Origin of the sequence: Alcaligenes sp. HNGD-HTN06 (genome assembly GCF_049932565.1) — a bacterium.
GTDB lineage: Bacteria > Pseudomonadota > Gammaproteobacteria > Burkholderiales > Burkholderiaceae_B > Alcaligenes > Alcaligenes ammonioxydans.
Genome location: NZ_CP187782.1, coordinates 1,307,578 through 1,332,121 on the forward strand (window position 1 = coordinate 1,307,578; position 24,544 = coordinate 1,332,121).

The 24,544-nt window shown below is 58.7% G+C and carries 23 protein-coding genes; 16 read left to right on the forward strand and 7 right to left on the reverse strand.

Annotated elements, in window-relative coordinates; genetic code table 11:
• The first annotated feature begins 57 nt into the window (after window positions 1-57).
• The 5 genes from ACOZ42_RS05940 (at window position 58) to ACOZ42_RS05960 (ending at window position 5,485) form a co-directional block, all read left to right on the forward strand.
• On the forward strand, window positions 58-312 hold the full coding sequence (locus tag ACOZ42_RS05940) for a YtcA family lipoprotein (RefSeq protein WP_003801698.1): 255 nt from the start codon (window positions 58-60) through the stop codon (window positions 310-312).
• A 7-nt stretch (window positions 313-319) separates the two neighbouring features.
• Window positions 320-1,369, forward strand: a complete 1,050-nt coding sequence (gene mdtN / locus ACOZ42_RS05945; protein ID WP_003801696.1) for a multidrug transporter subunit MdtN — start codon at window positions 320-322, stop codon at window positions 1,367-1,369.
• Window positions 1,356-3,107, forward strand: coding sequence for an FUSC family protein (locus tag ACOZ42_RS05950; RefSeq protein ID WP_426345669.1), 1,752 nt, complete (start codon window positions 1,356-1,358; stop codon window positions 3,105-3,107). Before mdtN ends, ACOZ42_RS05950 begins: the two co-directional genes overlap by 14 nt.
• Window positions 3,108-3,424: 317 nt before the next feature.
• Window positions 3,425-4,804, forward strand: coding sequence for an NCS2 family permease (locus tag ACOZ42_RS05955; protein ID WP_003801691.1), 1,380 nt, complete (start codon window positions 3,425-3,427; stop codon window positions 4,802-4,804).
• Between the two features lie 69 nt (window positions 4,805-4,873).
• Window positions 4,874-5,485, forward strand: coding sequence for an HAD-IB family hydrolase (locus ACOZ42_RS05960; protein ID WP_242633038.1), 612 nt, complete (start codon window positions 4,874-4,876; stop codon window positions 5,483-5,485).
• Window positions 5,486-5,650: 165 nt separating this feature from the next.
• On the opposite strand, the gene ACOZ42_RS05965 is transcribed toward ACOZ42_RS05960, so the two are convergent.
• From ACOZ42_RS05965 to ACOZ42_RS05980, 4 genes are all read right to left on the reverse strand, one after another.
• A complete protein-coding gene (locus ACOZ42_RS05965; RefSeq protein ID WP_059317868.1) occupies window positions 5,651-6,220 on the reverse strand; it encodes a DUF308 domain-containing protein in 570 nt (189 codons plus the stop codon).
• Window positions 6,221-6,564: 344 nt separating this feature from the next.
• On the reverse strand, window positions 6,565-7,047 hold the full coding sequence (locus ACOZ42_RS05970; protein WP_131071469.1) for a copper chaperone PCu(A)C: 483 nt from the start codon (window positions 7,045-7,047) through the stop codon (window positions 6,565-6,567).
• A 20-nt stretch (window positions 7,048-7,067) separates the two neighbouring features.
• Complete coding sequence (locus tag ACOZ42_RS05975; protein WP_426345670.1) at window positions 7,068-7,685, reverse strand: SCO family protein; 618 nt, start codon at window positions 7,683-7,685, stop codon at window positions 7,068-7,070.
• Window positions 7,686-7,741: 56 nt separating this feature from the next.
• Window positions 7,742-8,155 carry a hypothetical protein gene (locus tag ACOZ42_RS05980; RefSeq protein WP_415302245.1) on the reverse strand — a complete coding sequence of 138 codons (414 nt, stop codon included), beginning with the start codon at window positions 8,153-8,155 and terminating at the stop codon, window positions 7,742-7,744.
• An 82-nt stretch (window positions 8,156-8,237) separates the two neighbouring features.
• On the opposite strand from ACOZ42_RS05980, the gene ACOZ42_RS05985 reads away from it, so the two are divergent.
• Window positions 8,238-8,402, forward strand: a complete 165-nt coding sequence (locus ACOZ42_RS05985; protein WP_157784347.1) for a hypothetical protein — start codon at window positions 8,238-8,240, stop codon at window positions 8,400-8,402.
• A gap of 21 nt (window positions 8,403-8,423) precedes the next feature.
• On the opposite strand, the gene ACOZ42_RS05990 is transcribed toward ACOZ42_RS05985, so the two are convergent.
• Complete coding sequence (locus tag ACOZ42_RS05990; protein ID WP_131071472.1) at window positions 8,424-10,130, reverse strand: FMN-binding glutamate synthase family protein; 1,707 nt, start codon at window positions 10,128-10,130, stop codon at window positions 8,424-8,426.
• 435 nt (window positions 10,131-10,565) lie between these two features.
• Here ACOZ42_RS05990 and ACOZ42_RS05995 point away from each other — a divergent pair, with 435 nt between their 5' ends.
• The 3 genes from ACOZ42_RS05995 to ACOZ42_RS06005 all read left to right on the forward strand — a co-directional run bounded on the left by ACOZ42_RS05995 (window position 10,566) and on the right by ACOZ42_RS06005 (window position 13,545).
• Window positions 10,566-12,425, forward strand: a complete 1,860-nt coding sequence (locus tag ACOZ42_RS05995) for an FUSC family protein (protein ID WP_426345671.1) — start codon at window positions 10,566-10,568, stop codon at window positions 12,423-12,425.
• Window positions 12,425-12,913, forward strand: a complete 489-nt coding sequence (locus ACOZ42_RS06000; RefSeq protein ID WP_003801677.1) for a MarR family winged helix-turn-helix transcriptional regulator — start codon at window positions 12,425-12,427, stop codon at window positions 12,911-12,913. Before ACOZ42_RS05995 ends, ACOZ42_RS06000 begins: the two co-directional genes overlap by 1 nt.
• 101 nt (window positions 12,914-13,014) lie before the next feature.
• Window positions 13,015-13,545, forward strand: a complete 531-nt coding sequence (locus ACOZ42_RS06005; protein ID WP_426345672.1) for a CinA family protein — start codon at window positions 13,015-13,017, stop codon at window positions 13,543-13,545.
• Between the two features lie 37 nt (window positions 13,546-13,582).
• On the opposite strand, the gene acnA is transcribed toward ACOZ42_RS06005, so the two are convergent.
• The gene (gene acnA, locus ACOZ42_RS06010; RefSeq protein ID WP_059317864.1) at window positions 13,583-16,237 is read right to left on the reverse strand and encodes an aconitate hydratase AcnA; all 2,655 of its coding nucleotides are present in this window, start codon (window positions 16,235-16,237) and stop codon (window positions 13,583-13,585) included.
• Between the two features lie 169 nt (window positions 16,238-16,406).
• Here acnA and ACOZ42_RS06015 point away from each other — a divergent pair, with 169 nt between their 5' ends.
• Window positions 16,407-17,411 carry a GntR family transcriptional regulator gene (locus ACOZ42_RS06015; protein WP_426345673.1) on the forward strand — a complete coding sequence of 335 codons (1,005 nt, stop codon included), beginning with the start codon at window positions 16,407-16,409 and terminating at the stop codon, window positions 17,409-17,411.
• A 4-nt stretch (window positions 17,412-17,415) separates the two neighbouring features.
• Window positions 17,416-18,576: a 2-methylaconitate cis-trans isomerase PrpF family protein gene (locus ACOZ42_RS06020; protein ID WP_426345674.1), complete on the forward strand. Its 1,161-nt coding sequence runs from the start codon at window positions 17,416-17,418 to the stop codon at window positions 18,574-18,576.
• On the opposite strand, the gene ACOZ42_RS06025 is transcribed toward ACOZ42_RS06020, so the two are convergent.
• Window positions 18,573-19,559 carry an AraC family transcriptional regulator gene (locus ACOZ42_RS06025; RefSeq protein WP_336579641.1) on the reverse strand — a complete coding sequence of 329 codons (987 nt, stop codon included), beginning with the start codon at window positions 19,557-19,559 and terminating at the stop codon, window positions 18,573-18,575. The two genes, ACOZ42_RS06020 and ACOZ42_RS06025, sit on opposite strands and share 4 nt — an antisense overlap.
• Window positions 19,560-19,864: 305 nt before the next feature.
• Between ACOZ42_RS06025 and ACOZ42_RS06030 the strand changes: the two genes are divergently transcribed.
• Genes ACOZ42_RS06030 through ACOZ42_RS06050 form a run of 5 tightly spaced genes read left to right on the forward strand, consistent with a single transcriptional unit; the run spans window position 19,865 to window position 24,491 of the window.
• Window positions 19,865-21,046 carry an ABC transporter substrate-binding protein gene (locus ACOZ42_RS06030; RefSeq protein WP_415302250.1) on the forward strand — a complete coding sequence of 394 codons (1,182 nt, stop codon included), beginning with the start codon at window positions 19,865-19,867 and terminating at the stop codon, window positions 21,044-21,046.
• A gap of 39 nt (window positions 21,047-21,085) precedes the next feature.
• Window positions 21,086-22,477 (forward strand): aromatic ring-hydroxylating dioxygenase subunit alpha, encoded by a 1,392-nt coding sequence (locus tag ACOZ42_RS06035; protein ID WP_003801664.1) that lies wholly within the window; start codon window positions 21,086-21,088, stop codon window positions 22,475-22,477.
• A gap of 32 nt (window positions 22,478-22,509) precedes the next feature.
• Window positions 22,510-23,046 (forward strand): aromatic-ring-hydroxylating dioxygenase subunit beta, encoded by a 537-nt coding sequence (locus ACOZ42_RS06040; RefSeq protein WP_003801662.1) that lies wholly within the window; start codon window positions 22,510-22,512, stop codon window positions 23,044-23,046.
• Entirely contained in the window at window positions 23,046-23,654 is a 609-nt protein-coding gene (locus ACOZ42_RS06045; protein WP_415302251.1) for a cysteine hydrolase family protein, read from the forward strand. Before ACOZ42_RS06040 ends, ACOZ42_RS06045 begins: the two co-directional genes overlap by 1 nt.
• A 9-nt stretch (window positions 23,655-23,663) precedes the next feature.
• Window positions 23,664-24,491, forward strand: a complete 828-nt coding sequence (locus tag ACOZ42_RS06050) for an SDR family oxidoreductase (RefSeq protein ID WP_059317860.1) — start codon at window positions 23,664-23,666, stop codon at window positions 24,489-24,491.
• The last annotated feature ends 53 nt before the right edge of the window (window positions 24,492-24,544 follow it).

Genomic DNA, 24,544 nt, shown 5'->3' on the forward strand with positions numbered 1-24,544 from the left:
CAGTTATCTGAGCAAGATACGGGGATCGTATTAAAAATAATCGGGGGGGTGCCACGCATGCGTGCGCTTACAGCCAGTCTGACAGTGCTGCCTTTGTTGGGCGGTTGTTCTCTTGCGCCTTCGGTCTATATGGCAGGCTCGTATTTCCCCGCCTGGCTGGTGTGCGTGCTGCTTGCCGTGCTGTTGACCGTGTTGATTCGTTGGGGGCTGATCCGTGTGGGTGTGGACGATGCCCTGCCCATGCGCCTGCCCGTCTACGCCTGTTTGACGCTGGCATTGACGTTTGCCGCACTTCTTCTTTTCTTCGAGTAACTGAGCCATGACCCAGGCACAGACATCTTCTTCTCGTAAAGGCCTTGCCCGTGTATTGAGCGTGCTGATTGTTGTTGCCGCGCTTATCCTGGCCTGGTGGTATTTGCAGCGTTTGGCCAATAATCCCCTGTCTGAAGATGCGGTGATTGGCGCTGACGTTGTTCACATTTCCAGCTCCCTGCCCGGGCGCATTGAGCGCATGGCGGTGCAGGATGGGCAGTATGTCAGCCGCGATGACTTGCTCTTTACCGTAGACCCGGTGTTTTATCAGCTGCGTCTGGAGCAGGCCCAGGCAGAGCTGGCGCTGGCTCAGGCCACGCTGGACATGAAGCAGCGGGCCGTGCGGGCAGAAGGACATAATGCGGTCATTGCCGACGACCAGATCACCCGCGCCAAGACCAATCTGGCCATGGCTGCGCAAAGCCAGCGCCGCCTGGCGAACCTGGCGGCCAAAGGCTACGTTTCTCAGCAGCAGCTGGATGAGGCCAATACCTTGCTGCGCGATGCCCAGGTCACCTTGAAACAGGCCACAGAGCAGTCGGGTGCTGCCCAGGCGCTGGTGGGCAATACCCAGGCCGAGGAAGCGATGGTGCAAGCGCGCCAGGCCGGCTTGGCGATGGCCCAGCGCGATCTGGAACATACCCAGGTCAAGGCTCCGCACAATGGCCGTATCGTCGGTCTGCGTGTCGGGTCGGGAGAGCATTTGATGCCGGGCATTTCTGTGTTCACCTTGCTTGATACCGACTCCTGGTATGTCACTGGCATGTACCGTGAAACCGACCTGAAAGAGATCAAGCCTGGCCATTGCGCGACGGTCTATGTGCTGTCGGACCCTTCGCGCAAGCTCTCGGGCAAAGTCGAGGAAATCGGCTGGGGCGTGAGTAGTCAGGAGCAGATCAACCTGCCGCGCAGCCTGCCTTACATACAAAAATCCCTGAACTGGGTACGGGTGGCGCAACGCTTCCCGGTGCGCATTCGTCTGGATGCCCCCCCTGCGGATCTGATGCGCATGGGCGCCTCGGCCACCACCATCATTCATCGCGATGGCAACTGCTGAAACCGGCTCGCTGGGTCTGGCCCGGCTGGTCTGGCAGGATCTGCAGCCCACTCCCGGCCGTTTGGCGCTGAGCTGGCGCGTAGCAGTCTTGTGCGCCCTGATGGTGTTGTTGGCCATGAACTACGGCATTCCCGAGTCGGCCGTCAGCTGCTTCGTCATCTTTTTTGTGATGAAGTCCGATGCGGGTGAAAGTTCGGTGCTGGCCCTGGCGCTGGTCGTGCTGGTGTCGGTGGTGGTGCTGTTGATGGTGCCGTTGATTCAGGTCACGATCCAGTTCCCGGCCTGGCGTCTGCTGGCCATGGTGCTCACTTCCTTTGTGCTGCTGTTTCTGGGCGTGGCCAGCAAGCTGGGGCCGCTGGGGGGCATTATTGCCTTGGTCATCGCTTTTGTACTGACCTTGCTCGGTTATGTGCCTTTTGGCGAAATTGCTACCCGTGCGGTGCTCTATGCCTGGTTGATGACCGCCTCGCCCATGGCCTTGGTACTGATCTTCAATCTGTGTTTTGGTTTGTACCCGCACAAGGTGTTGCGTCGCGAACTGGCTGCTCGTTTGCGACTGGCCGCGCAGGGCTTGCAGGGGCAGGCCGATACACAGGATTTGTGGGATGAACTGGCGTTGGGCGTCAGCGCCCAACAGAAGCGATTGGGATGGATCAGATTGTTTCACTTGCGGCCTGCTCATGAGCAGGCAGAGCTGGAGCAAGCTATTCTCAATGTGTACCGAGCCTTGCTGGCGGTGGCTGTCTTGCGGGATCAAGGTCTGGATACGGAGCAGTCGGCCGTCTTTGCTCCGTATTGTGAACGCAGTGCTCAAGCCATCGAGCAGGGGCGCCTGCCGTCAGGTCAGGACTTGCCCGAGCTGTCTGCTTCCAGTGCCTTGGCCGTGCAGGACTTGCGCGATGCCTTGTTGGCCTTGTCGGGAGCCGTGTCCATTGGCAAGGCGGAACCCGAGAAGGAGTCGTTCATGGTCCCTGATGCGTTCCGCAACCCGGTTTATCAGCATCATGCCCTGAAGGCGACAGCAGCCGCTGTATTGTGTTATCTGATCTACAGCGCGGCGGACTGGCAGGGTATTCATACCGCCATGATTACCTGTTATGTGGCTGCCTTGGGTTCGACCGGGGAAACCGTTCACAAGCTGGCCTTGCGGATTGTGGGATGCCTGCTTGGGGCGGCGCTCGGCTTTGTGACGATCTTGTTCATCATGCCGTATTTGCAGGATATTGGCGCCTTGATGGCTTTGGTGTTTCTGGTGTCCTTGCTGGGTGCCTGGGTGTTTTACGGGCCCGAACGTATTTCTTATGCCGGTATTCAAATTGCTTTTGCCTTTTATCTGGTGGTTTTGCAGGGCTTTGGCCCCAGCTTCGATCTGGACTCGGCCCGTGACCGGGTGATTGGTATTTTGCTGGGCAATGCGGTGATGTATCTGATGTTTACCCAGGTCTGGCCTGTCAGTATCGCGGGGTCGGTGCGTCAGCGCCTGGGCAAGGCAGCGGAAGGTCTGGTGGGTTTGGGAGCCATGTGGCAAACGCGCCCGGCCCAGGCCGTGCAGCAGTCGGCCAGCGTGGCCCAGGAGTTGTCGGCAGCCAAATATGGGCTGGCCCTCATGCAGCTTGAACCGGGACGCCTGCGCCCCGAGCCCGCGCAGATTCAGGCGATGCAGGCCCAGTGGCAGGAGCTGCGACAGCAGTTCATCGGCCAGGCCTATGTGCCGGTATCGGACCGGCAAAGCGATTGATAACCCTCATTACCCAGAGGTGATTTTCCTGTCCCGGACGGCTCGTAGAATGAGCCTCACTTCCCATTATCGGGATCAAAAGAAGCGCCGCAAAGGCCTCGGTTCGGTCGGAGACACCCCCGTATACCTCTTCTTTCTGCCCATGTCTGCATTCTGTTGCGGGCAGGGGCAGGACTTGTCTTTGCTCAACGCCCGCTTTTGATTCAGGTCGTGAGAGGCGCCTTGCCCCTGGGGGGGCGGGACCTGTCCATTACTGATTCCTGATGACGGCAACGCACCGTTTCAGACATCACAATACTGATAAAGGAGCATGGAGTATGGCTGAGCAAGAATCCGCATTGCGGCCAGGGCAGGAGGCCTTGGCTCCGCCGCTTACGGGTGGTTGGTTGCAACAACATTTTGCCTATACAGAGCGCGGCAGTTCCCTGCGTCAGGAGGTATTGGCAGGGCTGACCACCTTTCTGGCAATGGTGTATTCCGTATTTGTCGTGCCTTCCATGCTGGGTAAGGCGGGTTTTGATACTTCCGCTGTTTTCGTGGCGGTCTGTCTGACCAGCGCCCTGGGCTCTTTGCTGATGGGGTTCTGGGCGAATCTGCCTATTGCCGTGGGCTGCGCCCTGTCTCTGACGGCATTTATGGCTTTCGATCTGGTTCTGGGGCAGCAGCTCAGTCCAGCCGTGGCGCTGGGCGCGGTCTTTCTGATGGGGTTAATCTTCACCCTGATTTCGGCCACTGGCATTCGTACCTGGATCTTGCGCAATCTGCCGTTGGGAATCGCGCACGGCACGGGCATAGGCATTGGTCTGTTCCTATTGATGATTGCCTCCAATGAAGTGGGCCTGGTCACTCGCAATACGGGCGCCGGTTTGCCAGTTGCTTTGGGGGATGTAACTTCCATGCCAGTCTGGCTGAGCGTCGTGGGTCTGGCAGCGATTTTTGGACTGGAGCGACGCCGCGTAACCGGGGGCATTTTGCTGGTGATACTGGGCTTGTCTGCCATCGGCCTGGTGTTCGATCCCAATGTGCGTTTTACAGGCCTGTTCGCCATGCCCAGCTTGTTGGGGGAGCACTCTCTGATTGGGACCATGGATATTGGCGGCGCTTTGAACGCGGTTGTGTTGCCCAGTGTGCTGGCCTTGGTGATGACAGCGGTGTTTGATGCGACAGGGACGATTCGCGCGGTGGCAGGCAATGCCGGACAGTTGGACAAGGACGGCCAGATCATCAATGGCAGTCGTGCCTTGACAACGGACTCCCTCAGCTCCCTGGTGTCGGCCAGTCTGGGGGCGTCGCCCGCTGCTGCCTATATTGAGTCTGCTGCCGGTACCGCGGCAGGGGGGCGGACTGGTTTGACCGCAGTGGTGGTCGGGCTGGGCTTTTTGATGCTGATTTTCCTCTCGCCTCTGGCTGCATTGGTACCCTCCTATGCAACGGCACCGGCCCTCATGTATGTGGGCTTGCTGATGTTGGGTGGCGTGCGTCATCTGAATACCGACGATACGGTCGATACGATGGCAGGCCTGGTGTGCGCGGTGTTTATCGTGCTGACTGTTAATATTGTCACGGGCATCATGCTGGGTTTTTGTACGTTGGTGCTGGGGCGCCTGTTTTCAGGTGAGCTGCGCCGCCTCAATGTAGGTACCGTGCTGATTGCCCTTGCCTTGGCCGTCTTCTATCTGGGTGGTTGGGCCTTGTAAAGCTTGACTTGGGAAGCATGGCTTTCCCCCGTACACTAGCTCTTTTTTTCCACAATGAAAGGGGCGCGTGTGCTGGTCGCATTTGATTTTGATGGCACCATTACAGACCGGGACAGCTTGCAGGACTTCATCCGTCGCATGCGAGGCTGGCCGGTCTGTATTCGGGCCTACCTGGCTTGTGTGCCGCGCTTTCTCGTTTGGGATCGGGGGCCGCTGCGTCGTCAGGCGATCAAGCATTGTTTTCTGCGCAGTGCCCTGGGTGGATTGAGCCGTGCGCAGGTTCAGGCCTTGGCAGACGTTTATGTACGGGATTATCTGCCACGGATTCTACGCCCGGAGATGATGGAACGGGTTCGTGCGCATCGTGAGCGAGGGGACACGGTGTTGTTGGTCAGTGCCTCGCCGTCCATATATTTACAGCTCTGGGCGCACGAGCAGGGGATGGCTCAGGTGCTGGCGACCGATTTGGCATTTGATGAGCACAAAGGTTGTAGGGGCCTGGCCAGCGCCAATTGCTGGGGAGAGGAAAAAGTGCGTCGCCTTCAGGCATGGCTGGGTGACAAGCCCGTGGAGCTGGACATGGCTTATGGTGACAGCCCAGGTGACGGACCGATGCTGGCGCATACGCGCCAGCCCTGGTTGCGGGGGCGTGATGCGGCACTGCCGAGACTGGAGGGCTGAACAGAGGCGGCTGCTTTCGGGGCCGACAATCTGGGTGCCCACGGCGAGATCGTAAAATGCCCGACCCACATGTGTTGCGGGACGGGCATGGTGTGATGAGCCAGTCAGGTCAAAGACGCTCGTCGTGTTCAGGGCGGCGAGCACTCAGGGTCGGCTCAGGTGACATCAGGCTTCGTTGCGTTTGATGGCCATGCCCAGCAACAGGCTGGCCCAACCTTGAGTCAGCAGGTCGATCCCCAGGATCAGGCCTAAAATCCAGACACTATTGCCTGGCCAGCCAGCAGCAATGATCAGCCCCGCCGCCAGCGTGATCAGTCCGGAAAAGGCCATCCAGCCGCCGCCAGCCTGGGCGCGATTCTGAAACCAGATCCACAGCCGGAATGCTCCGGATGCGATCAGGAAAGCGCCAAAAACCAGGGTCAGCACTGTCGCGCCCATCAGAGGATTGCTGATGGCAATCAGACCGGCGAACAAGTACAAAATGCCACTCAAACTCCAGAATAGAAAGCCACGCCAGCCTTTGGAGCTCCAGGCATGGATAAGATGCAGCACCCCGCCTATGCTCATCAGGATACCGATGTAAACGACGCTGGCAACCGTGGCACCTACGACATAGATCAAGGCGACCAGACCCAGAATAATCAGGGCGATGCCCAGACCAATAAACCATCCTGGCTTCAAAGGTAGTTGACGTAGCAATTCAGAGCGATTGGTGTCATGAGGACGTGAGGCCATCTGCATACTCCTTGCAAGGTTAAACCGGCGCTACGGTTTTAACTGTACTCCAGACCCGGGCAGGGGCCTAGTGTTACGCAAAGGCAGGGGCATTGTGTCTGAAGGGCGACGGCCAAAAGACGAAGGCCCTACCGTTGCGGTAGGGCCTGTGGCCGCTCTGGCGGCGGTGAACTACCATGATGGCAGTTTTGGAAAGCTGCGTTTCAGGCAGCTTACTGACACTTTGTCAGTGATTTCACTGTACGTCAGCTAATCAAAACCTGCCAATTATGGAAAACCCGCAAATGTGAAACCCGGCCTTTTCTTCCATGAACGGAGCGGCTATCGGGCCGGATGACACGGGTTCAATGGCCGCCGTGCGCGCCGTGGTGGCCTTGGCCCGCCTTGCTGTTCAAGGCGCGTACGGGGGCATGAACCTTCAGCTCCTCTTTCTGGCCGGCGGCATTCAGGATCTCCAAAGTGAGATCCACGGAGCTGCCCACTTCAAGCTGCTTGTCCAAACCCAGCAGCATGATGTGGTAGCCGCCCGGTTTCAAGTCCACTGCTGTATCCGCGGGCAGGTCGATTTTCTCAACCTGGCGCATACGCATGACCTCGTTGTCCATAGCCATTTCGTGCACTTCAACCTGTTTGCTCAGGCTGCTGCTGGCACCCAGCAATTGGGCGTTGTCAGTGGACTTGAGCACCATGAAGGCGCCGGTCGCCTGTTGGCCAGGAACGGTGGCGCGTACCCAGGGATCAGTCACAGTGACTTCGGCCTGCGCCAGAGTGGGCAGGCTCAACAAAGCGGCCAGGGAGAATAGAGAGCTCGCAATCGTACGTTTCATATTGGTTATCCTGTTGGGGTTCACTTGCTCAAAGCCAGCACCTGGCGGATATCAGCCGCGGCTTCGTCAGCCGTTTGCGTGTGGCGCAGGGCAATTTGCAGCTTGCCTTGGGTGTCATACACATAGGTCAAGGCACTGTGGTCCATGGTGTAGCTGGAGCCGGTCGGAACCTTTTGGTAAAAGACTTTGAAGTCGCTGGCGGTTTTGGCCAGCTCTTCTTCGGTGGGGCGCAGAGCCACGAAACCGGGGTCAAAAGCCTGCATGTAGGCACGCAGCAGTTCGGGCGTGTCGCGCTCTGGGTCAATGGAGATAAACAAGACCTGCAGCTTGTCGCCATCCTCACCGAGCTGCTCCTTGATGTCGACGGCACGAGTCAGTGCAGTCGGGCAGACGTCAGGGCATTGGGTAAACCCAAAAAAGATCAGCACGATCTTGCCACGGTAGTCCACCATCGTACGACGTTGGCCTTCGGTATCCAGCAAGCTGAAATCCTTGGCAAAGTCGGCGCTGCTCATGTCCACCCCTTCCAGGTTACGGAAGGCTGGTTGCTTGGGGGCCTTGTCGCCGCAGGCGCTCAGGACCAAAGGAGTCGCCAGCATGGCAAGCAAAAGCTGGCGGCGAGAGAAGGAGGCGTTCATAGAAATATCCCGCTAATTGACAACATAAGGTGGCCGCGTCGGGCAGCCGGGGCAGGTCAGCAAGCGAGCGAGGAAGGCGGGCCGCGCGCACTCAGGGGCGGGCCCGTTAGGGGAAGAACGGGAGCCGCCGCCTGTTGGGCAGTGTCCCAGATATGAGGGAGTGTGGGTGCCAGATCCCAGGCGGGACTGGGCCCATCGTTAAGAGCTTTTTGCGCCTGGGCCTGCGCGAACAGACAGGCGGCATGCAGGCTGTGCTGCTCATCGTGTTTTGGGTCGGGGAGCTGAGCGCTCCATTGCGCCAGGAAGGAGTCGCCTTGAACGCACAGGCTCAGGGCGGCGGCGTTGTCCGGATTGGCACTCGGCATGTAGCCGTTGGGGATCAGTCCGCGCAGCAGCAGGGCGCACAGTGCCAGCACCAGTAAAAACCGGCTGCGAGTACCCGAGAAGGAAAGTGCGCAGTGCCTGATCATGATCTCAGCATTCTAGTACAGATGGAAATCTGTTTGCCCAGATTCTGTGGCACAGTATTTGCCTATCATCAAGGAGCTTGATATGCGACAGATTTATGGAGTGCTGGGCGCTTTGCTCATGGTCGGCGGACTGATGGCGTGCTCAACTGCGGATCGTTCCTCTGACACAGGCTGGAGTCGGTCATCCGGCGTGCAGGTGTATGGAGAAGTGGATGCCGGAATAGGGACAGTGCAGCAGTCTCGTTAGGGAGACTGCCGCCATCGCTGCTCAGGCCAGCGCCTGGCCCGCGCTGTCAGCCATATCCTGTTTTTTGATGATGTCGTCCGGCTCGGCCTCATCGTTCAGGTACGACAAGGCTTTGCTCAGGCTGTAAGCCGGCTCGAAAGAGTCGGGGTTGGCCATGGGCCAGCCCACCCGGAAAATGGTTTGGCGGTAGTGGCCGCGCAATAGCTCACCTTTCTTCAAATCGGGGAACAGGGCCGACAGAACCCGGACTTCGCCGTTGCTGATGCGGCGGGCAATATGGTGGGGGCGCAGCTGGTTAGGGTGCTCCAGCCCGGCAGCACCCAGCAGCTCGGCCAGCGCTTTGAGCGTATTGCCGTGGAAACTGGCCACGCGCAAGGATTTGTCGTCAACCACCAGCGCTTTTTGACGCTGCGGGTCTTGGGTAGCCACGCCTGTCGGGCATTTGTCGGTATGACAAGCCTGGGCCTGGATGCAGCCCACCGCAAACATGAAGCCGCGGGCGCTATTGCACCAGTCCGCGCCCAGGGCCATGATGCGTGCCATGTCAAAAGCACTGATGATCTTGCCCGAGGCGCCCAGACGAATCTGCTCACGCAGGCCGATGCCGACCAAGGTGTTATGAACCAGGCGCAGGGCTTCGCGCAAGGGCGTGCCCACATGGTCAATGAACTCGACGGGAGAAGCTCCGGTTCCGCCTTCGGCCCCATCGACGACGATAAAGTCGGGAGTAATGCCGGTTTTGAGCATGGCTTTGGCAATTGCAAACCATTCCCAGGGGTGTCCGATGCACAGTTTAAAGCCCACCGGTTTGCCGCCGGACAAGGTACGTAGTTGAGCGACGAACTCCAATAGCTCCACGGGTGTGCGGAACGCGCTGTGACTGGCCGGGGAGTTGCAATCCACGCCCTCCGGGACGCCCCGCGCCAGCGCGATTTCGGCCGTCACTTTGGTGCCGGGCAAGATGCCGCCGTGGCCAGGCTTGGCCCCTTGCGACAGCTTGATTTCAATCATCTTGATGTGATCCTGGGTCGCACGCTCGGCGAAACGCTCGGGTGAGAAGTTGCCGTGCTCATCGCGGCAACCAAAATAGCCCGACCCGATGTTCCAGATCAGATCTCCGCCATGGCGCAGATGATACGTGCTGATTCCGCCTTCGCCTGTATCGTGGGCAAAGTTGCCCATTTTGGCGCCCTTGTTCAGCGCCAGAATGGCATTGGCCGACAGCGCCCCAAAACTCATGGCCGAGATGTTCAGCACAGACAGCGAGTAGGGCTGCGTACAGTCTGGCCCGCCCACCTGCACTCGGAACTGCGAGTCCTTGATGTGTTTGGGCGTCATGGAGTGGTTGATCCACTCGTAGCCGTTGTTATAGACCTCTTGATGGGTGCCAAAGGGCTGCTTGTCGATCTGCTGTTTGGCACGCTGGTACACCAAGGAGCGATCGGCACGCGAGAAGGGCAGTTGCTGCTCATCGCCTTCCAGGAAGTACTGGCGAATTTCAGGTCGAATGGCTTCAAAAATAAAGCGCAGATTGCCAATAACCGGGTAATTGCGACGAATGGCATGACGAGTCTGAGTGATATCGACCAAACCTTGCACGCATAGGGCCAGCCCGGGAATGGCCAGCCATAACCAGCTCGCGCTCTTGAACAGGGACAACAGCAAGAAAAAGGCGGTAAGACCAATGATGATGTAGAAGGCGGTGTAGCGTGTCAGCCACTTTTGCATAAAGACTCCTGCCATAAAAACGGGGTGAGGGAACAGGATTTCGGGTACCTGCCCATCAGGATGCCCACATCATAGAACGGCCCCGTACGGTTTGACTATGCCTGGGCTGCGATAGTTAATGAAAACTGACAATGAAAGGCGACCTTGCAGAAAAAGTCCCGATTTGCTGCAAAGGGTTGACGTAGAAAAAGCCTTGGAAACGGGGCAGACAGGCTTGTGCCGCCACGGCGAGCAGCGGTTTGCATTCGAGCGCCAGGTCCTTGAGACAACAAGGCGTAGCGCAAGTGGCACTCTGCGCCACGACTCGACAATTGAATAGATAGGTGAACTATCTATATAATTGAAGTTTCGCTCGTTTAGACGTCCCTTTCTTTTATGCCTGTTTCTTTTCCCTGGCTCCAGCTGGACAGGCCTGCGCTGCTGCATGGTTTAAACATGGCGTTGGCTGCCGGCTTGTCGTTTGCGATTGCGGTTTTGCTGTCTGTCGACAACCCGTTCTGGGCCGCCATGCCAGTGTGGGTTCTGTCCCAGCCCTATCGGGGACTGGTGTATGAGCGCGCCTTGTGGCGAATAGTGGGATCCCTGGCAGGGGCAGGGCTGGGGCTGGCCTTTCTGCATTTGCCCCACCCTTATTGGCAATTGCTGGGCATGGCCCTGGTAGTCGGGGTGGCCTCCGCCTTCACCCATGTGTTGCGGGGTGCCTTGTCATATTTGCCCATGTTGGCGGGCATCACGATTGGCGTGGTGGTCCTGCCCTCGGTGCTCTCGCCAGACAGCTCCTTGGATCTGGCGTTGTCGCGCGTGCAGTGCACCCTGATCGGGGTAGTGGTCACTACCGTCCTGTGCTCCCGCACGACGCCGCATAGCCAGCGCCAAACGTATTACCAACGGGTGCGTGTTCTGGCGGCGGACGCTTTGCGTCTGGCGGCGCATGCGCTGGGCCCTGCTTATAAAGAGTCGGACCCGGCCCTGTCCGCACGGATAAGGCAGGAAATAGTGGACTTGGATGCTCAGGCCCGTATTACGGCTGCCGGTTCCTGGGATGCTTATCGTCGCCTGCCCTATGTGGACGCGTTTTTATATGCCGTGATCGAGCTGTTGGCCGCCAGTGAGCTGATTGTGCGCCAAAGAGAGCGGGGGCGTTTGCCCGCCGCCGATGAGGCGCAGTTCTTGCTGGAGCAGGCGCAGCGTCTGGAGCAGGGGCATTCTTTGACGGTGTTGGAAAAAACCGGCGTCAGGCCGCCCGAGCAAATCAGTTTGGCGCGGTTGCGCCGAGCCATGGGGCAGATTCGGCGGGCTGAAACGGGTCTGTTTGCCGCTCGGACACCAGCCCGACGGGGCCCTCACCGGTTCTTGGCCACCCCGGCACGGTCGGTGGACTGGCCTCTGGCAACACGTACCGGCTTGATTAGCGCCTTGGCTACCTTCAGTGCAGGGGCGCTTGCCTTTGCCTTGTCCAGTCCGGCACTGGAGTTGATGGCGATGGGGGTGTGTACTTTCTCCATTATTTTGGGCTCCATGCCACGTCCGCAGCTGATGAGTCGCACCATGTTCACCGGAATTACGGTGGGCGTGCTGGTGGCCAGCCTCTATCGCTATCTGATTCAGGGCTATTTGGTGACGGACTGGCAGGTCATCGTTTCAGTGCTGCCTTTTGTGGTGGTGGGTGGTTTGTTACGGGCCAATCGCCCCACATCTGCTTGGGCGCTGGATGCCAATATGTGTTTCCAACTGGCCAGTCAGGCGGGTATGGCAGCCGTTAGCTGGCCGCTCATCATCAAGGAGTCCGTGCCTTTGCTGGCGGGTTCTGCGGTGGTATGCAGCGCCTTTTTTCTGTTGCCGCGTCGTACCCACCCGCGTGGGCAGGCTTTGGTGCGGCGGGTGGTGCGCGAGCTGTATCCCTTGATCCGTCGTTCCCGGCCACGCCTGTTTCGCGTCTGGCGGGCACGGGTGGCCCGGCAGTGGGTGCGCCTGCTGCACTGGATGGGGGAGCAAGCGCCGCAGGGTCTGGTGTCGCTGATCAATCTGGGGCATGGGATTGTGGCATTGAAGCGTCTGGGCAGGCGGGGCGCGCCGCAGCAGACGTGCGTCAGTTTGGTATGTGAACTGCTGGAGGGGTTTGAGAGCCAGCCGCAGGAGCTGGCTCAACAGTTGCTGCGTATCAGTCAATCTTGTGCCGATCCTGTGCTGGCAGAGGCGATCCGGGATGTTGCTCAGTCCTTGCTGGGGGCTACTCCCGTTCTGGTTTATGCTTACCCCCCTAATACGGTGCCTCGTGCTGTGGAGTCGACCTGATGAATCACCAACTGTATGAACGGTTTGGCTTGTCCATGATTGTGCTGGCGCGTCTTTACCGTCGTGAGCTGGATCAGACGCTGGGGCGTTACGGTGTGTCCGAGGCCACCATCCTGCCTATTCGTTATCTGGCTCAGCTGGGCGAACCCATACGTCAAGGCCAGTTGGCGCGCATGATGCGTCTGGAGGGCCCGACACTGGTTCGTCTGATTGATCAATTGGAATCGACGGGTTTGCTCGAACGTGTGCCCGACGAGCAGGACAAACGGGCGCGGCTATTGTGTCTGACGGACAAAGGACGTGACTTTCATGCGCATTTGCTGGAACTGTTGCGCCAGTCGCGCGCCCCCTTGTTTGCCGGCATTCCTGAACAGGATATTAAGGCGGCCTTGCGCTGTTTTGACATGTTGGCCAGCAATCTGGGCCTGAAAGCCAGCGATATGAGCAGCCTGTTTGGACAGCATTCAGGGCAGGTTGCTGACACGTAAGCGCATGTTCCAGATGGTGAGAGAACGCGGAACTTTATTTCCTGCCGTATTTCTTTATGTTTGAATAAACCGTCCTTGTGTCCTGATAAGGAGGGTTTGTCATGAAAGATCTGGATCTGGCTAGCCTGGTCAATATCCTGAGCGATGCCAAGCTGACGCTGGCAACGGCGGAATCATGCACGGCGGGTTTGATTGCATCCACCCTGGCCGACCAGAAGGGGGCGGCAGCCGTACTCGACTGCGCGTTTGTGACCTATTCGCCACAAGCCAAGTATCGTTGTCTGGGCGTGGACCAAAGCGTGCTGTCGGAAAACAATCTGTGCAGTGAAGCGGTAGCCAGAGCCATGGCCAAAGGCGCAGCGCAACTGACTCCGGCCAATCTGATCATTGCCAATACCGGCGTGGCCGATGATATTGCCGAGCCACAGATTCCCGCCGGAACGCAGTGCTTTGCGTGGCTGTTCAAGCCGCAGGACAAGTTTGATCCTTTGGTCGTGTATACCGAGACGATTGTGTTTGACGGCACACGGGATGAAATCCGTCAGCAAAGCGCGCGCTATTCCCTGGGCCGTATAGAACACTGGCTGCGGCTGGCCAAACAGGAACGCCAGGGCGTGGGCCCTGGCGTTTGAGAGAAGCGACAGCCTGTTGGCCTAAGCCAGGGTAGGCTTAGTCCTCCAGGTACTTGCGCCAGACGCGGGGCAGGATGCCGCCGTGACGCCAATACTCCATGTCCTCGACAGTATCCAGTCGTACAGTGACCGGTACGGACTGGGTGCTGCCATCCAGACGGTGGATAATCAGCTGGGCTTGCGAACGTACGCCCAGGTTTTCTTCCAGACCCTTGACGTCAAAGGTTTCGGTTCCATCCAGACCCAATGTGTCGGCATTGGTGCCTTCCTGAAACTGCAGGGGCAGCACACCCATACCGACCAGGTTGGTGCGGTGGATACGCTCGAAGCCTTCGGCAACCACCGCTTTCACCCCCAGCAGTGCCGGACCTTTGGCCGCCGAGTCACGGGACGAGCCGCAACCGTAGTTCTTGCCGGCGATGACCAGCAGCGGAACCTGGCGTTCCTGATAAGTTTGAGCAGCTTCAAAAATGCGCATCACTTCACCCTCGGGCATCACCTTGGTGACCCCGCCTTCCACGCCGGGAACAATCTTGTTGCGCAGACGGATGTTGGCGAAAGTCGCACGCTTGACCACTTCATGGTTGGCACGGCGCGTGGTGTAGTTGTTGAAGTCTTTTTGCTCCACCCCCTTGGACAGCAGGAAGTCAGCGGCAGGCGTGCCCAGGCTGATCGAACCGGAGGGCGAGATATGGTCCGTGGTGATGGAATCACCCAAAATGGCCAGTGGGCGCATACCGTGCAAGTTGGCCACGGGGGCAGGCTCGCGCTGCAGGCCGTCAAAGTAAGGCGGTTTGCGGATGTAGGTACTGTCGGCTTCCCAGGGGTAGTGACCGCCATTGCTTTCGCGGGCCAGGGCGTCCCAAGGCTCGCCACCGTCGTACAGCTCGGCGTAGCGTTCGATGAACAGATCGCGGTCGTAAGCGCCGTGGATGGCTTCTTGCACTTCGGCGGATTTGGGCCAGATGTCGCTCAGGTAGACGTCTTTACCGTCCTGATCTTTGCCCAGCGGGTCGCGGGTCAGGTCCACATTCAGATTGCCGGCCAGGGCGTAGGCCACGACCAGAGCGGGCGATGCCAGGTAAGCGGCACGCACGTTGGCGTGAATGCGGCCTTCAAAGTTGCGGTTGCCGGACAGTACGGCGGTGGCGATCAGCTTCTCCGATTCAATCGCGTTGACGATATTGGCAGGTAGCGGTCCCGAACCACCGTTACACGTGGTGCAGCCAAAACCGGCAATGTTGAAACCCAGCACGTCCAGATCATCCTGCAACTGGGCGCGTTCCAGCACGTCGGCGGTCACCTGGCTACCTGGCACCAGCGAGGTCTTGACCCAAGGTTTGCTGCGCAGGCCACGAGCGACAGCGTTACGCGCAAGCAGGCCGGCGGCCATCATATTGGCGGGGTTGGCCGTATTGGTACAGGAGGTAATGGCGGCAATGACCACATCGCCATCATTTAACACGAAGTCCTCGCCTTCCACGGGCACTGCGCGTTGCGGATCGTAAGGACGGCCGGCAATTTTCTGGTGATGGGCGGGGAAGGACTGGGCCGCGGTATCCAGATCCAGGTGATCTTCAGGATTGCTGGGGCCGGCCAAGCTGGGTTTGATGCTGCTCAGATCCAGCTTCAGCACGGTGTCGTACACGGGAGCGGGAGCGGCCGGATCACGCCACAGCTTTTGCACCTTGCTGTACTGCTCGACCAGATCAATCTGCTCTTGTGGGCGCCCTGTCATGTGCATGTAATGCAGTGCCGCGTCATCGATCGGGAAGAACACCGCAGTGGCGCCGTATTCTGGTGCCATATTGGCGATCATGCCGCGGTCGCCCAGGGACAGCTCGTCCACGCTGGGGCCAAAGAACTCGACAAACTTGCCCACTACCCCCAGCTCGCGCAGTTTCTGGGTAATGACCAGCACCAGATCGGTAGGCAATACGCCGTCGTTTAGCTTGCCGCTCAGTTCAATGCCGACCACCGCTGGCAAGGCAATCGCCACGGGCAGGCCCACCATCACCGCTTCAGCTTCAATGCCACCCACGCCCCAGCCTAGAATGCCCAGGCCGTTGACCATGGGCGTGTGGCTGTCGGTGCCCACGCAGCTATCGGGGTAGACCAGATCCACATCCTTGCCTTCTTCGGTCCAGACGACCTGACCAATATGCTCAATGTGCAACTGGTGCATGATGCCTTTGCCGGGCGGAACCACTTTGACGCCGTCAAAGTTGCTCGAACACCAGCGCAAAAAGGCAAAGCGTTCGCCATTACGCTCGTACTCGCGGGCCAGATTGATGTCGGCTGCCTTGGGGTTGGCCCAGCTGTCCACTTGCAGGGAGTGGTCGATAATGACGTCGATAGGGACTTGGGGACGCACGCGGCTGGCGTCGCCTCCGGCCGCTTGTACGCCTTCGCGCAAGGCCGCCATGTCCAGCAACATTACCAAACCCAGAATGTCCTGACCAAATACGCGGGCAGGGTAGAAGGTGATGCCATCGCCCACCTTGCGCTGGAGCAGGGAATCGATTTCCTGATCCACGTCGGCGTGACGCACGGCCTTTTGACGACAGAGGTTTTCCAGCAAGACACGCAGCGAATAGGGCAGCTTTTCAATACCGGGTATGTCGGCAATGGGAACGTAACGCACGGAACGTCCGTTCAGGGACAGCGTTTGTAGGGCAAGAGACTGGGACATGGCAAACGATTCATCCGTAGTAAGTAGCCAGACAGACAGGGCCCGCCTGGGCAAGAGTAATCAATAAAGTTATGCGTCTGGGGCCTTGAAAAAACAATTGAATTGTATTTTGTTTGTATATAGTACAATAAAATGATCGAGAATCGCGTTGATTTTTAGGAAAACCGGCATGAAAGGCCAATCCAATTCTTTGCATGTCACCTTGGCGCATCGCCTGCTGGACTACGTGCGGGCAGGGCATTTGCAGGCCGGGCATCACTTGACGGAACAATCGCTGGCCCACGCGCTGGGTGCATCGCGCTCGCCCATACGGGGAGCGCTGGCCTATCTGGCGGAAAAAGGCATTGTGGGCGCCCAGCCGCCCCGGCGGGGTTTGTACCTGTTGAAAGGGGCCGATCAGCTCGGTGTGATCGAAGAAGAGCTGGGCACCAGCCAGGATGACCAGATCTATTTGCAGCTGGCTCGAGACAAGCTCTCCGGAGTTTGGGGCGACACCTTGTCGGAAAACGATGCCATGCGTCGTTATGGTCTGACGCGTGAGCGTGTGCGTCGTGTTCTGGCCCGCGCCGCCAATGAAGGCTGGATGGAACAGCGTGCCAGCAAGGGCTGGTCGTTTCTACCCATGATTGACGGCCCCCAGGCTTGTGAGGAGAGCTATACCTTGCGGCAGATGCTGGAGCCGGCGGCCATGCTGCTGCCCAGCTTTGCAATTGACTCGGCCGTCTTGCGCCGGGTGCGTCTGCAACAGCAAGCCTTGGCCGATGGGGGGTGGCGATATGCGGGACATGCTGAAATGTATCAGGCCAATGCGACGTTCCATGAGGCTTTGGCCTCCTTGTCGGGCAATCGTTTTATCGCTCAGACCGTCACCCGTCAGAACCAGTTGCGGCGCCTGCTGGAATACCAGGAAACGCTGGATCGGGAACGTATTCGTCGTCAGTGTCTGGAGCATCTGGCGATTCTGGATTTGCTGGAAAAGGGCGAACGCGCCCAGGCCTCCGCTTTGCTAGCCCGCCATCTGGGCAATGCCAGTGAGGAAAAAGTGCAGCAATTGGAACGACAACAGCGCACGATCCGATCAGACTTTGTTAGTGAACCGATAGTCTCTCACGCCGAACCCATGCAGGAGACGGCGCAGTTTTCTTTAATGGCGCAAGCCAAGAACCAGGAATGACGTGATGAAACAAAAATCCCTTCCCGCCGTGTTCATGCGTGGTGGCACCAGCAAAGCCTTGATGCTCAATATCGCAGATCTGCCTGCCAAGCGCGAGGACTGGACACCGTTGTTTGCGGCGGCCATGGGCACGCCCGACCCGTACGGTCGTCAACTGGACGGTATGGGTGGCGGGGTCTCCTCACTGTCCAAGGTGTGTATTATCGGCCCGTCCAGCCATCCGGACGCCGATGTGGACTACACCTTTGCACAAGTGGCGATCAAGGAAGAGAAGGTGGATTACCGCGGCAACTGCGGCAATATGAGCTCGGCAGTCGGCCCCTATGCCGTTGAACAAGGCATGGTCAAGGTGGAGGATGGCGAAGCGTGTGTGCGCATCCTGAACACCAATACCAACAAGATCATCCATGCGCATTTCACCGTCGAAGATGGCCAGCCCCGGTATGACGGTGATCTGTCCATTCCCGGCGTAGGTGGTACCGGTTCGCCTATCCGTCTGGACTTTGTGGAACCGGGCGGTGCCTCGACCGGCTCCCTATTGCCTAGCGGTGAATTGACCGAATGGCTGGATGTGCCGGGCGTGGGCCGTATTGAAGTCTCGCTGGTGGATGCAGCCAATGCCGCTGTTTTTGTACGCGCTGCCGATGTGGGTCTGACTGGTCTGGAACTGCCTGATTGGCTGGAGGCGCATCCTGACGTGCTGGAGCGTCTGGACGCCATCCGCGTGCAGGCTTCGGTACGCATGGGCATTGCGCCCGATGTGGAAGCTGCGCGTCAGATTCGCATCGTGCCGTTTGTCTGCATTGTGTCGCCTGCCCAGGACAACCCCACGCTGTCGGGTGAGGTGGTGCCTGCCAAGGATATTGATCTGGTGGCCCGTGTGATTTCCAATGGTCAGCCGCACCGCGCCTTGCCCTTGACGATCTCGCTGTGTACCGCGGTGGCCGCTCGGCTGACGGGCAGCCTGCCCTCACAATGTCTGTCCGACTCCGTCGCTCCTCAAGGCCCCTTGCGTCTGGGCATGCCTTCCGGCGTGCTGACCGTAGGCGCGGAAGTGGAAAAGAAAGACGGCCAGTGGTTTGCCAAGGCCGGTTCGTTCTACCGTACGGCGCGCCGTCTGTTTGATGGCCGTGTCTGGGTTCCCGGCAAGGCCTTGACAGACTAATCGATGATGCGCAAGTCCTGCGAGGGCGAACGCCCGAAGCGGGACTTGTAGTCGGCACAGAAGCGGCCGAAATGGTTGAAACCGCAGCGCAAGGCAATCTCGCTGACCTGGGTGCCAGGTGTGGCGGTGCGGATAGCCTGCTGGGCCGCTTCCAGACGAATCTGCTTTAAAAATTGCATGGGGCTCAGGCCCCGTTCCGTACGAAATGCCAGCGTCAGGCTGCGGACACTGGCACAGGCTGCGGTAGCGATTTGTTCCAGCGTCAGGGCCTGGTCCAGACTGGCGCGCATGAAATCTTCCGCCCTTTGTACCCGGCGCGAACTGGCCGGGCGCACAGTTTGCTGCAACTGCCGGCTGTAATTGCCGGGTTGGGTATGAAACAGATGCAGCAACAGATTGTCCTCGGCCTGGCGCGACCATTGATCCATTTCCGGAGGCAGATGTCCGCCATAAGCCAGCAGGCTGCCAATTTGATGCTGCCAGGCACAGCCTTGCGGTGAGTCCAAGGGCATGCCAGCGGCAAACTCAATGGGCCGGTCCAGGCTCAGGCCCAAGGTTTGGCGGGCCACCTCTTCCAGCCTGTAGCGCGGGATCTTCACCAAAAACTGTTCACAGCCTTGCTCCCAGTCCAGCTCGACTTGCAAAGAAGGGGAGATGACGCTGGCGACTTTGGGGTTGGCCTGGACGTACTCCCGACCAACCCGGATACAGGATCGTCCCTGTATCGGCACCTGAAACAGCAGGAAATCTTCCAGAATCCCCGGCGACACCTGCACGGCCGCACCATATTTAAGCAAGACAAAGGAAAAGCTGTGGCTGCTCGCATAGCGCAGCGAGGCATCGACCGGGCCGTCATTCCAGGTCAGGCGATGCTCGGTCAAAAAGCCGGCAGTCTCGCTGCGAGTCTGGTCTGGGCAGCGCGATTGAAAACGCGGCGCACTGTGTTGCAAGGGGGCCAAGCCTGACATAAACCACGCTTGCATGATGGGTGTCTCCAAATTTTTGCCGGTTAGGGATAAGGCTTGCCATATCTGGATAGCCGCCTGTTCTGAGCCGGTCTAATGTATTTCAAACCTAAAACAGTAATCCTGTCCCGGCACCTTAGCAGATTGGGATACGACTGGGAATTGCTGTATTCACGTAGTCTCTTGGGCCCGTTTCCCTAGGCCTGCAGGACAAGCGCCGCACAAACCACCGGCGTCAGTGATACACAGTTTCCGGCGTATTGGGGGTGATCCCAGGCAGACCTAAAGTCCAGTTTTTTGAAAGACAGAGGACGGAGACAAACATGAAAAAGCAAGTGGCGTTTTGCATGAGCACGCTGGCCTTGGCCCTGGCCTGTAGCCCGGTGTCCAGTCAGGAAGTATTCAAGGTCGGTTTGCTCACGACCTTGTCCGGTCCCGGAGCGGCCATTGGCGCAGAAATTCGCGATGGGTTCGAGCTGGGCCTGACGCACGCGGGCGGCAAGCTCGGTGGCGTGGATGTGGCCCTGACGGTGCTGGACGATCAGCAAAAACCGATGGAAGGCCGTCAGGCCGTGGACCGTCTGGTCAAGCGCGACAAGGTCGACGTGATCACCGGCATGGCCTTCTCCAATGTGCTGCTGCCCGTGATGCCGACGATTTTGAACAGTGACACCGTCTACATTTCCGCCAACACCGGCCCGGCCGATTACGCAGGCGAGCGTTGCCACCCCAATTTTTTCAGCGTGTCCTGGCAGAACGAGGATATTCCCGCCGCCATGGGCAAGTACGTGACCGATCAGGCGCACAAGAAAGTCTATTTGATCGCCCCCAACTATCCCGGTGGCCGTGAGTCCATTGAAGGCTTCAAGCGCTTGTTCAAGGGCGAGATTGCCGACGAAGTCTATGTGAAGGTCGGTCAGATGGATTATGCGGCCGAGCTGGCGCAAATGCGTGCGTCGGGCGCGGATGCGGTGTTCTTCTTCCTGCCCGGTGGCATGGGTGTGTCCTTTATCAAGCAGCTGATCAACTCGGGCCTGTCCACGCAATTGGCGGTGTACACCCCCGGCTTCTCGGCCGATCAGGACACCATTGCTGCCATCGGTGAGTCCATGAAAGGCATGGCCAATGCCGCTCAATGGTCACCGGATCTGGATAATCCGGTCAATAAACGCTTTGTAGCGGATTTTGAAAAAACCTATGGCCGCTTGCCGTCCATGTATGCCTCTCAGGGGTATGACGCTGCCCTGTTGCTCGATGGCGCACTGAAGGCCGACCCGAAAGCGGCAACCGATCGTGAGGCCTTGCGTAAAGCCTTGCGCAGCGCACCGTTTGAGTCTGTGCGCGGGGCCTTTGCCTTCAACAACAACCAATATCCGGTGCAGACCTATTACATGCGCGAAGTGGCCCCGAATGACAAGGGCCAGATGAGCAACAAGATTGTGTCCACCGTATTTGAGCAATTCCAGGATCATTTTGCGCCGCAGTGCAAGATGGAAAAGTCATAAAGAGGATGCGTCAAGCATCCGGCAGCAAGGAGGTTAATGATGAGCTATAGCAACGAACAGCTGGCCGCACTGGTGCGGGGAGACAGCGTACATAAATCGGTCTATACCGACCCTGAAATCTTCCGTCTGGAGATGGAACGCATTTATGGCCGTGCCTGGATTTACATTGGTCACGACAGCCAGGTGCCCAATCCGGGCGACTACCACACGACCTTGTTGGGTGGTCAGGACGTCATCATGGTTCGCGGCAGCGACAAGAAGGTGTACGTGCTGTACAACCGCTGTCCCCATAAGGGCGCCAAAGTGGTGGCCGATGGGTGTGGCAATGCCGGCAAGTTCTTCCGTTGCCCCTACCACGCCTGGACGTTCAAGCTGGACGGTCAGCATTTGGCTGCGCCCATGAAAAATGGCTTTGAGGGCACCTGCTTCGACCCCAAACATCCGGACTTTTCCATGCGCCGTGTGGCTCGTGTGGAAACGTACCGTGGTTTTGTGTTTGCCTGTCAAAGTGCCCACGGCCCCGATTTGAAGGAGTTTCTGGGGCCCATCATTAGTTCCATCGATAATCTGTGCGATCGCTCGCCAGTGGGGGAAGTGGAAGTGGCCGGCGGCAGCTTCAAGGTCTGGCAGCCGTCCAACTGGAAAGTGTTCTACGAGAATCTGCACGACACCATGCACGCGAATGTCACGCATGAGTCATCCTACGTGGCGGCCCGCGAGCAGGCCAAAGATTATGGCTCCATGCCGCTGGAGCTGCACATCATGGACGGCAACGGCGAGCCTTACGGTTTCTGGGAAAAGCTGGACTTGTACGCCTTTGATAACGGACATGGCTACATGGAAGGCATTTTCAATCCCGGTGCCATTGAGACTGATCCTGTCACCAAGGCGCACTACGAAACCCTGAAACAAGCCTATGGCGAAGAAAAAGCCCTGAACATTCTGGGCGAGAACCGCCACAACAGCATCATTTACGGCAGTGGCTCGCCCCATACCGTATTCCAGCAGTTTCGCGTGATTCGTCCTGTGGCGGTGGATCGCACACATGTCGAAATTCAGTTGTTCCGCCTGAAAGGGGCGCCGGATGAAATTTACAAACGCGGCCTGATGTATGCCAACCTGATCAACTCCCCCTCGTCCAACGTGATGCCGGACGACATTGAGGTCTATGGTCGTTGCCAGGAAGGTAATAAAACCAACGGTGGCGACTGGATCAGCATGCATCGCTATGACGGCACTGACAAGGAAATTGAAGGCGGTATGGTGGCGACCAATGGCACCAGTGAACTGCCCATGCGTAACCAGTTCCGCGCCTGGAAGCATTTCATGACTACCAGCCTGTACGACGCGCCAGCGCAGTCGGAAGACAGTGGTAAAGCAACGGTGCGTTCGGCTTCCGGTGAGCCTATCGCCCCCGCCTCACAGGCTTAAGCGGGCTGCTGTCCGAGCCAAGGAGAATTCTTATGTTGTTTGATATTGATTTTGACGTCAGCGTGGATCAGGTCACACCTGTGAACCTGAGCCTGGAAGCCATCCGCGAAGTGGAGCAGTTCATCTATCACGAGGCCCGCTTGCTGGACGAGCGCCGCTGGCAAGCATGGCTGGATCTGTGGACCGAGGAAGGCATGTACTGGATTCCTCACAGCTACGATCAGCAAAGCCCGTACGAGCACATTTCCCTGTGCTGGGAAAACAAGCTGCTGCGTGAATTGCGTATTCGTCGCTTGGAAAACCACCGCAACTGGTCCCAGCAGCCGATTACCCAGTCCTGCCGCGTGCTGGGTAATGTGATGATAGACGGGACCGATCCTGAAGGTTATCTGGTGGTGCGTTCCAGCTTTCACTCCATGGAATGGCGCGGCAAAGATCCGGTCCACCGGGTGGGCAGCCTGATTCACAAGCTGCAGGCCCAGGAGGGGGGTGGCTGGAAACTGCGCATGAAGCAGGTGAATCTGGTCGATCGTGATGCGGTCCACGGCGCCATTCAGGTGTACATCTGATGTCGACAGCCCATCACACCGCCTTGCTGGCCCTGCATTACCAAAACGACGTCCTGCATGCTGATGGCCTGATTCGTGTGGGGGTGGAGGCTGACAGCCCCCAGCGTCAGGCGCTGATCGAGGCCGCAGGCCGTCTGCTGGCACAGGCGCGTGCACAGGGCGTGCCCATTGTGCATGTGCGGGTGGGCTACCGGCCAGACTATGCCGATCTGCTGTGCAACGCCCCGATTTTGCACAATGTGAAACGCATCGGCGCCATGCAGACTGGCAGTTGGGGAGCTCAGTTCTTTGACGGGCTGGCTCCCTTGCCCAACGAGTTTGAAGTCCATCACACGCGCATCAACGCTTTCTTTGGTTCCGCGCTGGAGCCGGTGGTACGTCGTTTGGGCGTGGAGCGTTTGGTGATTGCCGGTGTGGCCACCCATTCCGTGGTGGAAAGCACGGTGCGCCATGCGGTGGATATGGGGTATGAAGTGGCGGTGGTGGCCAGCGCCTGCGGCGCACCGCCCGCCACGCATGAAGCCTCCCTGGCCAGCATGAGCCTGATAGCGCATATTGATCGTGACGAAGATTGGGCAGCCGTCTTTGGCGCGCCACAAGCAGAGTAGGAGAAGCCCATGCAACAGGATATGCAGGTGAATTTACACGGTAAGGTCGCCATTGTGACCGGAGCTACCCAAGGGCTGGGAGCGGATATCGCTCTGGCTCTGTGTGCCGCCGGTGCGTGGGTGCTGGTGGTGGGTCGCAGTCAGGAAGAGGGACAGCGCACTGAAGTGCGCCTGCAGGCTGTGGGCAAGGCCCAGTTTCTGGCTGCCAATATTTGTGATGATGCGCAGCTCGATGCCTGCGTGCAGGCCGCATTGGCACAAACCGGACGCATCGACATTGTGGTGAACAATGCCTGCTCCTACGGGGACGAAGGGCTGGCTTCCAGCCGCGAGTTGTGGCATCAGACTTTGGATGTGAACCTGATCTCCAGCGCGATTCTGGCCCAGAAAGCCACGCCGCATATGGGCCCAGGCGGGGTCATCATCAATATGGGCAGTACCGGTGGGAAGTTTGGCGTGGCCGGACGCGCGTTGTACCCAGCGTCCAAAGCGGCCATTTTGCAGTTCACTAAAAGCTTGGCGGTGGAATTGGCCCCATCGGGGATTCGTGTCCTGACGGTTTCGCCCGCCTGGACCTGGTCGCCGTCCGTTGAGCGCATGAGCGGTGGTTCGCGTGAACTGGCCAATCAGGTGGGCGCACAAGTTCATCCGTTGGGCCGAGTCGGTTCCGGCGAAGAAGTTGCCCAGGTGGTGTTGTTTGCTGTGTCGGGCGCCGCTTCCTGGATGACAGGGATCGACCTGCCTGTCGACGGTGGCTTTTCCGTGCTTGGGCCAGAGCAGGGCAAGTCGCCCCGTCACTGGTTTGAACGCTGGCAGGCGCAGTCGTCTGGCTCATAAATAGAAAAGTGCGGTAAAAGATGCCCAGGGCTTGTTGACAGCTGTTTCTTGCG

Excerpts from the sequence above, each read along its gene's own strand:
- ACOZ42_RS05940 (WP_003801698.1), top strand. The coding sequence starts at position 58 with ATGCGTGCGCTTACAGCCAGTCTGACAGTGCTGCCTTTGTTGGGCGGT.
- mdtN (WP_003801696.1), top strand. The coding sequence starts at position 320 with ATGACCCAGGCACAGACATCTTCTTCTCGTAAAGGCCTTGCCCGTGTA.
- ACOZ42_RS05950 (WP_426345669.1), top strand. The coding sequence starts at position 1,356 with ATGGCAACTGCTGAAACCGGCTCGCTGGGTCTGGCCCGGCTGGTCTGG.
- ACOZ42_RS05955 (WP_003801691.1), top strand. The coding sequence starts at position 3,425 with ATGGCTGAGCAAGAATCCGCATTGCGGCCAGGGCAGGAGGCCTTGGCT.
- ACOZ42_RS05965 (WP_059317868.1), bottom strand. The coding sequence starts at position 6,220 with ATGGCCTCACGTCCTCATGACACCAATCGCTCTGAATTGCTACGTCAA.
- ACOZ42_RS05970 (WP_131071469.1), bottom strand. The coding sequence starts at position 7,047 with ATGAAACGTACGATTGCGAGCTCTCTATTCTCCCTGGCCGCTTTGTTG.
- ACOZ42_RS05975 (WP_426345670.1), bottom strand. The coding sequence starts at position 7,685 with ATGAACGCCTCCTTCTCTCGCCGCCAGCTTTTGCTTGCCATGCTGGCG.
- ACOZ42_RS05980 (WP_415302245.1), bottom strand. The coding sequence starts at position 8,155 with ATGATCAGGCACTGCGCACTTTCCTTCTCGGGTACTCGCAGCCGGTTT.
- ACOZ42_RS05985 (WP_157784347.1), top strand. The coding sequence starts at position 8,238 with ATGCGACAGATTTATGGAGTGCTGGGCGCTTTGCTCATGGTCGGCGGA.
- ACOZ42_RS05990 (WP_131071472.1), bottom strand. The coding sequence starts at position 10,130 with ATGCAAAAGTGGCTGACACGCTACACCGCCTTCTACATCATCATTGGT.
- ACOZ42_RS05995 (WP_426345671.1), top strand. The coding sequence starts at position 10,566 with ATGGCGTTGGCTGCCGGCTTGTCGTTTGCGATTGCGGTTTTGCTGTCT.
- ACOZ42_RS06000 (WP_003801677.1), top strand. The coding sequence starts at position 12,425 with ATGAATCACCAACTGTATGAACGGTTTGGCTTGTCCATGATTGTGCTG.
- ACOZ42_RS06005 (WP_426345672.1), top strand. The coding sequence starts at position 13,015 with ATGAAAGATCTGGATCTGGCTAGCCTGGTCAATATCCTGAGCGATGCC.
- acnA (WP_059317864.1), bottom strand. The coding sequence starts at position 16,237 with ATGTCCCAGTCTCTTGCCCTACAAACGCTGTCCCTGAACGGACGTTCC.
- ACOZ42_RS06015 (WP_426345673.1), top strand. The coding sequence starts at position 16,407 with ATGAAAGGCCAATCCAATTCTTTGCATGTCACCTTGGCGCATCGCCTG.
- ACOZ42_RS06020 (WP_426345674.1), top strand. The coding sequence starts at position 17,416 with ATGAAACAAAAATCCCTTCCCGCCGTGTTCATGCGTGGTGGCACCAGC.
- ACOZ42_RS06025 (WP_336579641.1), bottom strand. The coding sequence starts at position 19,559 with ATGCAAGCGTGGTTTATGTCAGGCTTGGCCCCCTTGCAACACAGTGCG.
- ACOZ42_RS06030 (WP_415302250.1), top strand. The coding sequence starts at position 19,865 with ATGAAAAAGCAAGTGGCGTTTTGCATGAGCACGCTGGCCTTGGCCCTG.
- ACOZ42_RS06035 (WP_003801664.1), top strand. The coding sequence starts at position 21,086 with ATGAGCTATAGCAACGAACAGCTGGCCGCACTGGTGCGGGGAGACAGC.
- ACOZ42_RS06040 (WP_003801662.1), top strand. The coding sequence starts at position 22,510 with ATGTTGTTTGATATTGATTTTGACGTCAGCGTGGATCAGGTCACACCT.
- ACOZ42_RS06045 (WP_415302251.1), top strand. The coding sequence starts at position 23,046 with ATGTCGACAGCCCATCACACCGCCTTGCTGGCCCTGCATTACCAAAAC.
- ACOZ42_RS06050 (WP_059317860.1), top strand. The coding sequence starts at position 23,664 with ATGCAACAGGATATGCAGGTGAATTTACACGGTAAGGTCGCCATTGTG.